General features: G+C 58.9%; 11 protein-coding genes. 7 read left to right on the top strand and 4 right to left on the bottom strand.

Going from position 1 to position 12882, the window contains the following annotated elements; translation table 11 throughout:
• Positions 1 to 155: 155 nt before the first annotated feature.
• The 3 genes from SVU69_02780 to SVU69_02790 are packed head-to-tail and all read left to right on the top strand — an operon-like array spanning position 156 to position 1644.
• Positions 156 to 458 carry a YciI family protein gene (locus tag SVU69_02780; GenBank protein MDY6941922.1) on the top strand — a complete coding sequence of 101 codons (303 nt, stop codon included), beginning with the start codon at positions 156 to 158 and terminating at the stop codon, positions 456 to 458.
• Positions 455 to 736, top strand: coding sequence for a BolA family protein (locus SVU69_02785; protein MDY6941923.1), 282 nt, complete (start codon positions 455 to 457; stop codon positions 734 to 736). Before SVU69_02780 ends, SVU69_02785 begins: the two co-directional genes overlap by 4 nt.
• 44 nt (positions 737 to 780) lie before the next feature.
• Positions 781 to 1644: a peptidylprolyl isomerase gene (locus SVU69_02790; GenBank protein ID MDY6941924.1), complete on the top strand. Its 864-nt coding sequence runs from the start codon at positions 781 to 783 to the stop codon at positions 1642 to 1644.
• 54 nt (positions 1645 to 1698) lie between these two features.
• Here the strand turns inward: SVU69_02790 and SVU69_02795 are convergent, their stop codons facing one another.
• The 4 genes from SVU69_02795 to smc are packed head-to-tail and all read right to left on the bottom strand — an operon-like array spanning position 1699 to position 8567.
• A complete protein-coding gene (locus SVU69_02795; GenBank protein MDY6941925.1) occupies positions 1699 to 2190 on the bottom strand; it encodes a DUF1499 domain-containing protein in 492 nt (163 codons plus the stop codon).
• Positions 2174 to 4213: an NAD-dependent DNA ligase LigA gene (gene ligA / locus SVU69_02800; GenBank protein MDY6941926.1), complete on the bottom strand. Its 2040-nt coding sequence runs from the start codon at positions 4211 to 4213 to the stop codon at positions 2174 to 2176. The genes SVU69_02795 and ligA overlap by 17 nt, the downstream gene beginning before the upstream one ends.
• Complete coding sequence (locus SVU69_02805; protein MDY6941927.1) at positions 4210 to 5037, bottom strand: cell division protein ZipA C-terminal FtsZ-binding domain-containing protein; 828 nt, start codon at positions 5035 to 5037, stop codon at positions 4210 to 4212. Before SVU69_02805 ends, ligA begins: the two co-directional genes overlap by 4 nt.
• A 17-nt stretch (positions 5038 to 5054) precedes the next feature.
• A complete protein-coding gene (smc, locus tag SVU69_02810; protein ID MDY6941928.1) occupies positions 5055 to 8567 on the bottom strand; it encodes a chromosome segregation protein SMC in 3513 nt (1170 codons plus the stop codon).
• Between the two features lie 137 nt (positions 8568 to 8704).
• Between smc and queF the strand changes: the two genes are divergently transcribed.
• From queF to acs, 4 genes are all read left to right on the top strand, one after another.
• Positions 8705 to 9109, top strand: a complete 405-nt coding sequence (gene queF / locus SVU69_02815; GenBank protein MDY6941929.1) for a preQ(1) synthase — start codon at positions 8705 to 8707, stop codon at positions 9107 to 9109.
• 144 nt (positions 9110 to 9253) lie between these two features.
• Complete coding sequence (gene dksA / locus SVU69_02820; protein ID MDY6941930.1) at positions 9254 to 9706, top strand: RNA polymerase-binding protein DksA; 453 nt, start codon at positions 9254 to 9256, stop codon at positions 9704 to 9706.
• 81 nt (positions 9707 to 9787) lie between these two features.
• On the top strand, positions 9788 to 10741 hold the full coding sequence (gene gluQRS, locus SVU69_02825; protein ID MDY6941931.1) for a tRNA glutamyl-Q(34) synthetase GluQRS: 954 nt from the start codon (positions 9788 to 9790) through the stop codon (positions 10739 to 10741).
• Positions 10742 to 10809: 68 nt separating this feature from the next.
• Complete coding sequence (acs, locus tag SVU69_02830) at positions 10810 to 12741, top strand: acetate--CoA ligase (protein MDY6941932.1); 1932 nt, start codon at positions 10810 to 10812, stop codon at positions 12739 to 12741.
• Positions 12742 to 12882: the final 141 nt, after the last annotated feature.

Raw genomic sequence — 12882 nt, forward strand, 5'->3', positions numbered from 1 at the left:
CGACGAGCGGAACTCGGCGCTTGGGATCGAAACCGGCATTCGCTATGATGGCCATCCGCGAAACAACGGCGGCAGCCTCGGTCGGGGTTTCTCGCCAACTGATCGGGGCGTGCGTTATCAGCGGGATTCTCCGCCACAGGATGGTTGACGAGCCGATGTTATACATGATCCTTTGCCACGATTCACAGGATGGACTCAGCCGGCGTGCCAGCGCCCGCCCTGACCACCTTGCCTACCTCGCCCAATTACAGGACGCCGGTCGATTGGTACTGGCCGGGCCCTTGCCGCGAGTGGACGGAGAAGATCCCGGCAACACAGGATATCGCGGCTCCTTGATCGTGGCAGAATTCGAATCGCTCGCCGCTGCCGAGCGTTGGGCCGAGCAGGATCCTTACAATCTAGCAGGGGTGTTTTCGCACGTCGATATATCGCCATTCAAGCGGGTGCTGCCGGCATGAACGAACGGGTAGAGACCATCAAAGCCTGCCTGGAAAAACATTTTCAGCCGGATCACTTGGAAGTCATCGACGAAAGTCATTTGCACATCGGTCATGCAGGCGCCCAAAGTGGCAAAGGCCATTTTGCCGTGGTCATTGTCGCCGCGGCCTTCGCCGATCAGCGGCCACTGGCTCGCCACCGGATGATTTACGATGCCTTAGGGGAGCTGATGAAGACCGACATTCATGCATTGAGAATTCAGGCAAAAGCCCCGGCCGAAGCGCCCGGGTCCGACTAACCAACCCGCTCACCTTCCCTTTTGAGAAAAGGAACTCCCACACCATGATTAAACGGATCCCCCTGCTGACCGGCATTTTCACGGTCGGCTTAATCCTGTCCGGCTGTCAACAAGCGGCCGAGACGCCGGCTGAGGAACCCACCCGGCTGCGCCCGATGGTATTGCAAGGTGGCAGCGTCAAAGCCCAGATCAACGACCAAGTCATCAGCGAAGAGCTGGTGAACGCCTTCGCCGCGGCCCAAGGGGTGCCCGAAGGCCCCGAAGGTGACGAACAGCGTAAAGACCTGATTCCGCGCATTATTGATATGGAGCTACTGGCACAGGAAGCAGAGCGGCAAGGCCTGCAAAACCAAGCCGACGTCGCCAGTCAGCTCGTCATCGCTTATTACACCACGTTCGCCACCGCCGCCGTGCAGAATTATCTGGAAGCCAACCCCATCGACGAATCGGACATTGAGGCGGCTTACGCACAGTGGTCGGCCAGCCTTCCGGACAAGGAATACCACGCCCGGCATATCCTGGTGGAGGACGAAGAACTGGCCAGAACCATCATCAGCGAGCTGGATCAGGGCACTTCGTTTGCCGAACTGGCGGCAGCGCACTCCACAGATACCAGCAAGGACGTGGGTGGCGATTTAGGCTGGTTTACGCTGGACCGGATGACGCCGCCGTTTGCCGAAGCCGTCGGCGCCATGGAAACCGGAACCTATAGTTCCGCGCCGGTCAAAAGCCGCTTCGGATGGCACGTGATTCAGTTGGATGAAACCCGGGACTACGAAACGCCACCGATGGAAGAAGTGCAGGGACTGCTGATGGGCCAAGCCCGCGGCGAGAAAATCGAGCAATACCTCGAAACCTTGCGCGCCTCGGCGACTATCGACCTATCCCCCGCCGCCGACAAAGAATAGCTCGGCGCTCCCTGACACAGGCTCCGGTCGTTCCGGCCGGAGCCTGTGTCGCTATCAGGGCTCGGATTCGCGGTCGGATGCGGTCTTTTCTGCCGCGAACGCCGCGCGCAAGCTTTCAACCCGTGCTCGATTGACACCCATATCGCCGTAGCCCACTCGCGAGGCCGAGCGCACGTGGATCACCCCATCGTCCGCATCGAGTTGAAACTCCACATCATCCCGAAACCGCAGCCAGCGGGTGATGAAAACCGCGTGAACATATCCCGCCTCATCGGTCACGATTCGGGTTCTCGGCTCGGCCTTCACAATCTCGCGCAAACGGTCGAATGCCGCTTCGGGCGGACCTTCGAACGCAAAGGGTTCCACGCGGTGTAATTCGTCCGTCGCCCGCGTCGAGACGCAATTGGGCGATGCGGGGCAAACCTGAAACCGGCCGCCCTCGGGCTCGGCGTTCGCCAAACCCGAAGTAAGACAAGCGAAGGCTAACGCCGCCCACACGGTGAAACGAAGCGACGGTCTCGCGACGCTATCAGGTGTCGTGGTCATCGCCTTCTCCCTGCAGCAGGTTCAACAGTTGTTCCTCGTTCAACATGGGGATACCTAATCGGCTTGCCTTATCGGCTTTCGAGCCGGGATTCTCGCCCACCACCACAAAATCCGTTTTGGCCGACACGCTGCCCGTGACCTTGCCGCCGCGAACCTGGATGGCTTCTTTCGCCGCCTCCCGGGTCAAATACTCCAAGGTCCCGGTCAACACGAAGGTTTTGCCGGTCAATTCGCCCGAGCCGGTTTCCCTTCCCGTTTCGGACCATCGGATGCCGTAGTCCAGCAACTGGGCGATGACCTCGCGATTGTGAGGTTCGCGGAAAAACGCGGCGATTTGGGTCGCAATCACCGGTCCCACGCCGGGAACCTGTTCCAAGGCCTCGGTATCGGCGGCCATGAGTTCATCCAAACGCGGATAATGCGCCGCCAGTTGCTGTGCGGTCACCTCACCCACACCGAGTATTCCCAAAGCATAGAGAAAGCGCGCAAATGTGGTCTGCCGGCTCCCGGCAATCGCCGCGAGCAGATTGCTCGCGGATTTCTCGCCCATGCGGGGCAACGAAATCAATTGCTCAAGGGTCAGTCCGTACAGATCGGCAACGGTTTTGATCACCCCTTCTTCAATAAGTTGGGCCACCAGCTTGTCACCAAGGCCGTCGATATCCATCGCCCGCCGACCGGCGAAATGCAGTATCGCAGCCATGCGTTGCGCGGGGCAGCTGAGCTGCCCGCTGCAGCGGGCCACTGCTTCTCCTTCCGGGCGTACCACGGCTGAACCGCAAACCGGGCACGCATCAGGCAACTTCGCGGGTTGCGCACCGGGCGGCCGCTCGTGCTCCACAACCCGCACAAGTTCGGGTATGACATCACCGGCCCGGCGAATATAGGCGGTATCGCCGACACGCACGTCCTTGCGGTGCAGCTCGTCGATATTGTGCAACGTGACATTGCTCACTGTGGCGCCACCGACAAATACCGGCTCCAACCGGGCCACCGGCGTCAATGCCCCCGTGCGCCCGACCTGAAACTCAATCGCGAGAACCTTGGTCAACGCCTCCTGCGCGGGAAACTTGTGAGCCACAGCCCAACGGGGTGCCCGCGCCACGTAGCCAAGGATATTCTGCCAATCGACTCGGTCGACTTTGTAAACCACGCCGTCGATTTCGTAGGGCAAGCGCGGGCGTTGCTCACCCATCTTTTGATAGTAATCCAAACACCCCTCGACCCCGTCACAGCGACGAACCAACGGGGAGACGGGCAAACCCCAGGCTTTGAGTTGTTCGAGAATGTCCCATTGCGTTGCCGGCAAAACGTCATGGCCTTCGTAGATACCCAGGCCGTAGGCGAAAAAGCGCAGCGGTCGCTCGGCAGTGATCCGGGGATCCAACTGCCGCAGACTGCCGGCTGCCGCATTGCGGGGATTCACAAAGTTCTTTTGCCCCGCCTCGGTCATGCGTTCATTGAGTTGTGCGAACCCGGCGAGCGTCATGTAGACCTCACCACGAACTTCGACTCGCCCAGCACCGAATCCGGCTTCGAGCTGCAAGGGTATGCTGCGAATGGTCCGCACGTTATGGGTGATGTCCTCGCCACGACGTCCATCGCCACGGGTGGCACCGCGAACCAAGCGGCCGGATTCGTACAACAAACTGACGGCCACGCCATCCAGTTTGGGCTCGGCGCAGTAAGTGATGCATTCGACGTCAGTCAGACGTTCCCGAACGCGGCGGTCGAAATCGGCAACTTCTTGCTCCTCGAAGGCATTGCCGAGAGACAACATCGGTTGTTCGTGCGTGACCGTCGTGAAACCCGATGCTGGCGCGGCGCCGATGCGCTGCGTTGGAGAATCGGGGCTCACCAACTCCGGATAGTGCGCTTCGAGATCCTCAAGCTCCCGCATGAGCCGATCGTACTCGGCATCGGGGACCTCCGGGTTGTCGTCGACGTAATACTTCCGGTTGTGGTAGGCAATGGCCCTGCGCAGGTGAGCCGCCCGTTCGCTGACTGATTTGGGAATTTTCATGTCGGCGAATCAGGCGTTTTTGTATCCAGTAGGCTGTGCCGTTGGATCAGCTGTTGGACTTTCTCTGGCGTCACCGGCTCCCGGTCGTCGCCCAACAAACGCCCGTGTAATCCTCTCGACACGGCCTCAGCCGCCGTGAACAGCTCCCGGACCACCACGTACGTTGGCTTGATCGCCGGCAGGACGGCGAAAAACGCCAATCCCGGTGTCACCAAGTCCTCGACATTCTCGGGGAAAGCGCCGGGCTCCATGGCGTTGGCTACCCGAAACAACGAACCCTGTGTTCGGTCGGGGCTGACATAACGGTGAAAGGTACGATCCTCACCCAGCACTAACCCTTGGGCAGAGAGGGCTTGCAGGACTTCCGTGCCGAGAAACTCCTCGCCTCGGGGTGCCACGACGTAAAACACCACTGGTGTGGGGTTGTCCGGTTCGGGACCGTCCGACGGTTCTTCGATTTCTTGTGCCGGCTCCTCAACCGGCGGAATTGTCGGCGCCGGCTGCTTCATATTCGGTTGTTCGACATCGGGCTCGTCGAATACCGGCTCTTCAATCCTGGGTTCGACCGCTGATTCATTATCCGGATCCACGATCGATGATGCCGCCGGACCCAAAACGGGCACGGTATCAGCCACTTCATCCATATCCAATCGCGCGGCATCCAACGCCGGTTCTCGACGCTCGACGAGCGCGTCATGGTCCACCGTCGGATGTGAATCCGTGTCTGCGTTCGCTCCCGATCGTATTCTAAGTCGGCCATGAACATAGATGATGAGCAACGAAAGCGCGCCGATAATCAGTATGGTCCACCTGAGTCCTGTCATTCCTCGCTCTCGCCTCTTCAGACCGCTGCCATTTCGACGGCTTCTTCAATATCCACCGACACCACGCGCGAAACACCGGGCTCTTTCATGGTAATGCCGAGCAGTTGCTGGGTCATTTCCATTGTGGTTTTGTTGTGTGTGACGAGTATCAGCTGCACCCGCTCCGACATGTCCCGTACAAGCTCGCAGAACCTTCCTACATTGGCCTCATCCAACGGCGCGTCCACTTCATCCAGCATGCAGAACGGGGCCGGGTTCAACTCGAAAATTCCAAACACCAAAGCGACCGCGGTCAGCGCTTTCTCACCGCCTGAAAGCAGATGAATATGGCTATTCCGCTTACCTGGGGGACGGGCCATCACTCGCACACCGCTTTCCAACAAGTCCGAGCTTTCCAGTTCGAGATAGGCTTCGCCACCCCCGAACAGCCGCGGAAACTTGGCCCGAAAACTTTCGTTCAAGCGATTGAAGGTATCCTGAAAACGGGCCCGGGTCTCTCGGTCGATCTTCGCCATGGCTTGTTCCAAGGTCTCCATCGCTGCGGTCAAATCGGCATCTTGTTGGTCCAGGTAGGATTTGCGTTCCGACTGGCTTTGATATTCGTCGATGGCCGCCAGGTTGATCGGACCCAACCGTTCGATCCGCCGCACGATGCCCTGCAATTGCTCGTTCCAGACCGCCGGTTCGGCCTCGTCCGGCAAGCTGTCGGCCACCGCTTGAGCTTGATGCCCCATTTCCGCCAGCTTTTCCTCGAAGGATTGACAGCGAACCTGTTGCTCCTGGCGCTGCATGCGAAGTCGTTCCACCACATCGCGACTGGCGCCCACCGCCGCCTCCTGACCGTCGCGCTGCTGCTGAAGCTCCCGTATTTCCTGGTCTACGCCGGCCAGCGAATTCCGCGCTTCGGCCAGCCCACGCTCCGCCTCCGAGCGCTTTGCCAGCGCCTGCTCAAGCCCGGTTTGCCGTGCCTGCTCCGGCTGATCCAGCTCGGCCAACGTCTCAGTAAGCGACTGCTGTCGACCCACGATCTGCTGGTGTTGCGCGAGTAGGCGCTCGATCTGCCGCTGACCGGATTCCAGGCGACTGCGGGCTGCCTGTCGATCGACATCGAGTTTCTGGCGCTTCTCGGAACAGGCAGACTGATCATGACGACGCTGCGCCAGTTCCGACTGGATCGCTTCTCGTCGGGCGGTCATCTCCGACTGTTCGGCCTTGGCACCCGCCAGTTGTTCGGTGGTACTCCGAATGTGGGATTGAATCTGCTCGCGCTGCGCGCGCCATTCGGCTTGCCAACGCTGTAAATCGAGACGCTCCGCGGCAATCCGCTCCATTCGCTCTTGTGTCTGTCGCAGGCGCTGCTCGGTGCTGCTTCGTTTCGCTTTGGCATCGGCGAGCCGACGGTGAATATCATTGGCGATCGACTGACGGCGATCTCGCTCCCGCTCGGCCTGTGACAATTGCCCTCTGAGTGCTTCCAGCGACTCGGACAAGCGTCCAACATCCCGATCCAGACCGGCCGATTGTTGGGTCAGCGATTTGATATCCCTTTCGCGTTTGAGCACGCCGTCCTCTTTGGGGTCGGGATGGACAACCCGAACCCAGCTTGCAGACAACCAAAATCCATCGGGCGTGATCACCGACTCACCAGGCGCCAGTTGTTCACTGCGCGCGATGGCCTCACTCAGTGTCGCGGCGGTTAGAACCGGTTCCAAGAGAGCCGCCAACGGGCCGGCCCCGCTCACTTGCGCAGCCAAGCTGCCCGAAGCTTGCGTTCCTCGCGACCCAGATGCGGACGCGCTGGGATCGATCAGAGACAGTCTGCCCTGTTCCAAAAACGCCAGCTGCGCCAGTAAATCGTCACTCAGCGGAACACACACGGCATCCAACTGCGATCCCAGCACCATTTCCACCGCGCGTTCCCAACCCGCCGCCACATCCAGCGACTGGGCAAGACGCGGGGATTCATCCAATGATCGTTCGCGCAGCCAGTCACGCGCACTCCGGGCATTGTCGGTCAAGGCCGCCTGCTGGAGCGCTTGTAAAGACGCCAAACGTCCGCTCGCCTTTTGCAACTGCTCTTGGGTTTGATGAAGTTCGGTCTGGACCTGTTGCAGTTGCCCGCGAAGCCGCGTGATCCGATCCGTCTCATCCCGAAGTGCCTGATGAGCGTTGCCGTCATCGACCTCCAGTTGCGAGGCGAATTGTGCCAACTGCGATAGTTCTTGCTCCAAGGCCTCGGCATTCAGCCGCGTGCATTCCTCGTTCAGTCGGGCAAGCCGCTGATCGGCATCGTGATCGCGCTGGGTGATTTGATCCTGGCGGGTGCTTTCCACGCTCAGCGTACGCTCGGCCTCATTGATGCGCGCCTGGAGAGCTTCCCAGGCTTTTTGAACCTCACTGCCCTGCTGCTCCGCCTGTCGAACCGCAGCTTTGGCCGCTTGTTCTTCTTCTAACGCCCGGTTGAACGCCGGCTCCAACTCCGCCAGGGCCTGGCCCGCTTGATCAACGGCCCGTTGGTCCTCGGCAAGCTCATCGGATAATTTTCGAGACGTCCGTTCCAGTTCCAGTCTTTCCTGTTCCTGCCGTTGGCGGAGCTCTTTGGCGTGCTGAATTTCCTGCTCCAAACGGGCGACCGTGGCACCGGCGTTGAAATAACGCTCCTGACTGGCCTGAAAAGCCTCGTTGGTTTCATTTTGGCGGGCCCGTGCCTTCTCGATGGCAGCTTCCAGCGCCCGCTGGGCAGCAATCGCCGCCTGGTGAGCGGTTTCTTTTTCCGTCAGTGCCCGTTCCAGTTGACCGGTCTGTCGCTGATGCTCGCGCCAATGCAGAGCGGCGAGTTCCGCTTCGGTTTTGCGTTGATCCGCCCGGTATTGCTTGTATTTTTCAGCGTTCTTGGCCTGCCGTTGTAAATGGGCAAGTTGTTTTTCCAACTCGTCGCGCAAATCCGAAAGACGGGTCAAATTTTCACGGGTATGACGAATGCGGTTTTCAGTCTCCCGACGCCGCTCCTTGTATTTGGAAACACCCGAGGCTTCTTCCAGTAAAACCCGCAGCTCGTCGGGTTTGGCTTCGATCAACCGGGAAATCATCCCTTGTTCGATGATGGCATAGCTTCTCGAGCCTAGTCCGGTACCGAGGAAAAGATCGGTGATATCGCGGCGTCGGCAGCGCCCATTGTTGAGGTAATAGTGAGAGGTGCCATCACGTGAGAGCAGACGTTTGACCGAAATCTCGGCGTACTGGGCGTAGGGTCCGCCCAACTGCCCCGAGCTATTATCGAACACCAATTCGATGGAGGCCTGCCCCACCGGCTTACGGGTACTCGAACCGTTAAAAATCACGTCAGAGAGCGCATCGCCCCGAAGGTGTTTGGCCGAACTCTCGCCCATCACCCATCGCACCGCATCGATGATATTGGATTTGCCACAACCGTTGGGGCCGACGACGCCGACCAACGAACCGGGAAACACGATCGTGGTGGGATCCACAAACGACTTGAAGCCTGCCAGTTTGATTTTGCTTAGACGCATGTTGTCCCGATCACAATTTCATCGAGGCGCCGCCTGAATGACCGCATCGCGCGGGTTGCCGTCGCACGGATACCTAAGTGAGTGGTGTAGAATAGCGGGCCGCAAAATGAACGGATAATTACGCAGGTTAAGCAACGATGTCCATACCCCCGCCCGAGAAACCTTCCGTGGAGCTGCTCGAGACGTTCCCCAACCCCAATCCCGAGCGAGACTACACCATCCGAATCCGCATTCCGGAATTCACCTGTCTGTGCCCTAAGACGGGCCAACCCGACTTCGCCACACTGCACCTGGAATATGTCCCGGACCAAGCCTGTATCGAACTCAAATCGCTTAAGCTATACGTGTGGTCGTATCGCAATCAAGGTGCCTTCCACGAAGCGGTCACTAACCGGATCCTGGACGATCTGGTCGAAAGTTGTAAGCCCCGCTTCATGCGCCTGGAGGCGGAATTCAATGTCCGGGGCGGGATTTATACCCGAGTCGTGGCCGAGAACCGCTCGCCGAATTGGACACCTTCACCGTACGTGCAATTCCCTTAGTCTGCGACCACGCGAAAGATTTGCAATCAACCATTCAGGCGAAACACCAACCCGGTCGTACGCAGCCATTTCTTGCGCCACGTTCTGAGTTCTGGTATAGAATCGCGCTTTGTTTTTTTGTCGATCGAGCTAGGAGTCACCCTCATGCCGTCAAAGAAGCGGCCTGTCGAAGCGCCCGTGAACCCGCCAGTTAAGGGCTTGGAGCCCTATCCCATTAACAAAGGCGAGGAATACATGAATCAAGCGCAGCGTGCGCATTTTCGTGAGATCCTGCTGGCTTGGAAACGAGAATTGATGGAAGAGGTCGATCGTACGCTCCACCACATGCAAGACGATGCGGCAAATTTCCCCGACCCCAACGACCGAGCCAGCCAGGAATCGGAATTCAGTCTGGAGCTGCGCACCCGGGATCGCGAACGCAAACTACTGAAGAAAATTGACGAGGCCATCAACAGACTGGATTCCGACGACTACGGTTACTGCGAAAGCTGTGGAATCGAGATCGGAATTCGGCGCCTGGAAGCACGGCCGACCGCCACTCAATGTGTGGACTGTAAAAGCCTGGACGAAATACGCGAACGCACCTTGGGCGGCTGACCGTCATCGCCGGACAAAAGCCTACCCAGCGATAGGAAATCGCGCGGCGCAACTCGCCGCGTCGGCAGGCTAGCATTTGCTATGACGGCCGAACCCACCCCTGCACAGAGTACCCACGCGAAACGGCCATGCGGTCGGTTTGCCCCCTCACCGACAGGATCGCTGCACTTCGGGTCCCTGGTCGCCGCCCTGGCGAGCTATCTCCACGCCAAACATGCATCGGGCCAGTGGTTGATTCGAATTGAAGATTTGGACACCGCTCGTAATGTCCCCGGTGCCGCTGACAGCATCCTCCGCGACCTGGAACGCTTCGGCTTTGAGTGGGACGGCGAGGTGATCTATCAAAGCCGACGTATCGACCACTACCAAGAAACCATACGGTTGCTAGATGATAGGAATTTGGTTTTCCGGTGTCGCTGTAGCCGAAAACAAATCGCTTCCCTGGGGGTGATGGGAATTGACGGACCGGTCTATCCCGGCACCTGCCGGAACCAAACCGTTCCCGACCACATTCGGCATGCACTGCGGCTCCGCATACCCGCCTGGACAATCGAGTTCACCGATGAAGTCCAAGGAAGGTCCTGCCAACGGGTCGATCGGGATGTGGGCGATCTGGTGCTGCTTCGCGCCGATGCCGTGTTCAGCTATCAGCTGGCAGCGGTGATTGATGATTTCGGCCAGGGAATAACCCAAATCGTTCGTGGTGCAGATTTACTGGACTCCACCGCTCGGCAGATCGCCATTCAACAATTGCTGGGATACGTCCGTCCGACTTATCTTCATATACCCGTTGCCGTTTATCGCCGGGGCCTGAAACTCAGCAAGCGTCTCCAGGCGCAAGCGATCGCCGAACGCCCCCCGACGGAGACACTCGGCCACGCCTTGCAGTATCTGGGTCAGCCGCTACCTGAGGATGCCGCCAAAATGTCGCCGAAAACACTGCTGCAATGGGCCGTACTGCATTGGCAGCCGGCGGCCATCCCCCGTAAACGCGAAGTGGTCATGGGGGCGTCCGCGGAAGATTGCATGCGTTGACGACCAAACGCATACTGGCCAACACTCAAAACAGAACCATGCCAGGCGCACACGAGGAAAACATCGAGATGAGTGAGAAGATTTACCCTGTTTCACCCGAATTCGCCGGTCGTGCGTTCATCAATCAAGCCAGCTATCAGCAGCAATACCAACGATCCGTAGCCGAACCGGAAGCGTTTTGGGCCGAACAGGCCGAGCGTTTCGTCGACTGGTCCGCCCCATGGGATCGTGTCCTCGAGTGGGACTACCGTAGTGGCCTGATCCGCTGGTTCCAAGGCGCGCAGCTCAACGTCACCCACAACTGTCTGGATCGGCACTTGGCGTCGAAGGGTGAGAAAACCGCCATCCTGTGGGAAGGTGACGAACCCGGTCTGGAACGGCGTATCAGCTATCGGGAACTCCACGAAATGGTCTGTCGATTGGCCAATGGGCTCAAGCAGCGTGGAGTTCGGAAGGGTGATCGGGTTTGCATTTATATGCCAATGATCCCGGAAGCCGCCGTGGCCATGTTGGCCTGCGCCCGTATCGGTGCGATCCATTCGGTGGTATTCGGCGGTTTCTCGCCGGCGGCGTTGCGTGACCGTATCCTCGATGCTGACTGCCGAACCGTCATCACCGCCGACGAAGGGGTCCGAGGTGGAAGAACCATACCCCTCAAGAGCAACGTCGACACGGCCCTGGAACAATGCCCGAACGTGCATGACGTCGTGGTCGTTCGCCGCACCGGTGGAAAGATCGCTTGGTCCGAATCGCGAGATGTTTGGTACGAGGAACTGACATCAGACGCCACCGCCGATTGCCCGGCGGAACCCATGGATGCAGAAGATCCGCTCTTTATTCTGTACACCTCCGGTTCCACCGGGAAGCCTAAAGGCGTACTCCACACCAGCGGTGGCTATTTGTTGCATGCCGCCATGACGCACCGCTATGTGCTCGACTGCCACGATGACGACATCTACTGGTGTAGCGCGGATGTCGGTTGGATCACCGGTCATAGCTACATCGTTTACGGTCCGCTGTGTAACGGCACCACCACCGTGATGTTCGAGGGCGTACCGACCTACCCTAACGTTTCCCGCTTTTGGGAGATGATCGACCGCCACGGGGTTACCATCTTCTATACCGCGCCCACGGCCATTCGCGCGTTGATGGCCCACGGTTCCGATCCGCTGCAGTCGACCCAACGCAGCAGCCTGAGGCTGCTCGGAACGGTGGGAGAACCCATCAACCCGGAAGCTTGGGAATGGTACCACCGCGAGGTCGGCCTCGGCCGGTGCCCCGTGGTCGATACCTGGTGGCAGACCGAGACCGGAGGCATCTTGATCGCACCATTGCCCGGCGCAACCGACTTAAAGCCCGGCTCGGCAACGCATCCTTTTTTTGGGGTGCAACCGGCGTTGCTGGACAATGAAGGCAAAGAAATCGAAGGCGCCGGTGAAGGAAATCTGGTGCTCAAATTCCCTTGGCCCGGTCAGATGCGCACCGTTTATGGCGACCATCAACGCTTTATCGACACCTACTTTTCGGCCTTTCCGGGCTACTATTTCACCGGTGACGGCGCCCGCCGCGACGCCGATGGATACTACTGGATTACCGGCCGAGTCGATGATGTGCTCAACGTTTCGGGACACCGACTGGGAACCGCGGAGATCGAGAGCGCTTTGGTCCTGCATCCGAATGTGGCCGAAGCCGCAGTGGTCGGGCGCCCGCACGAGGTGAAAGGCCAAGGCGTATATGCCTACGTGACATTGATGAAGGGTATCGAGCCAAGCGAATCTTTACGCAAAGAGCTCATGAATTTGGTGGCAAAAGAACTCAGCCCGATCGCCAAACCGGATGAAATCCACTGGGCGCCCGGCTTACCCAAAACCCGTTCCGGAAAAATCATGCGTCGAATTTTACGGAAGATCGCCGCCGACGAGCTAGACCAACTGGGCGACACCAGCACCCTGGCCGACCCCACCGTTGTCGATAACTTAATCGCCGGCCGGCACGAGTAGGAAAACAAGACGAACTCCAAATACAACACTCTCACATCAGTGCTTGATTGCCATTAACTGCGGTAGTCGAGCCAATGTTGAGGGTCGCGCTGCCATTAAAAAAGGGGGGCTTTTGCCCCCCCTTTTTAATTCCATCAATCA

The sequence above is a fragment of the Pseudomonadota bacterium genome, from assembly GCA_034189865.1.
GTDB lineage: Bacteria > Pseudomonadota > Gammaproteobacteria > UBA5335 > UBA5335 > JAXHTV01.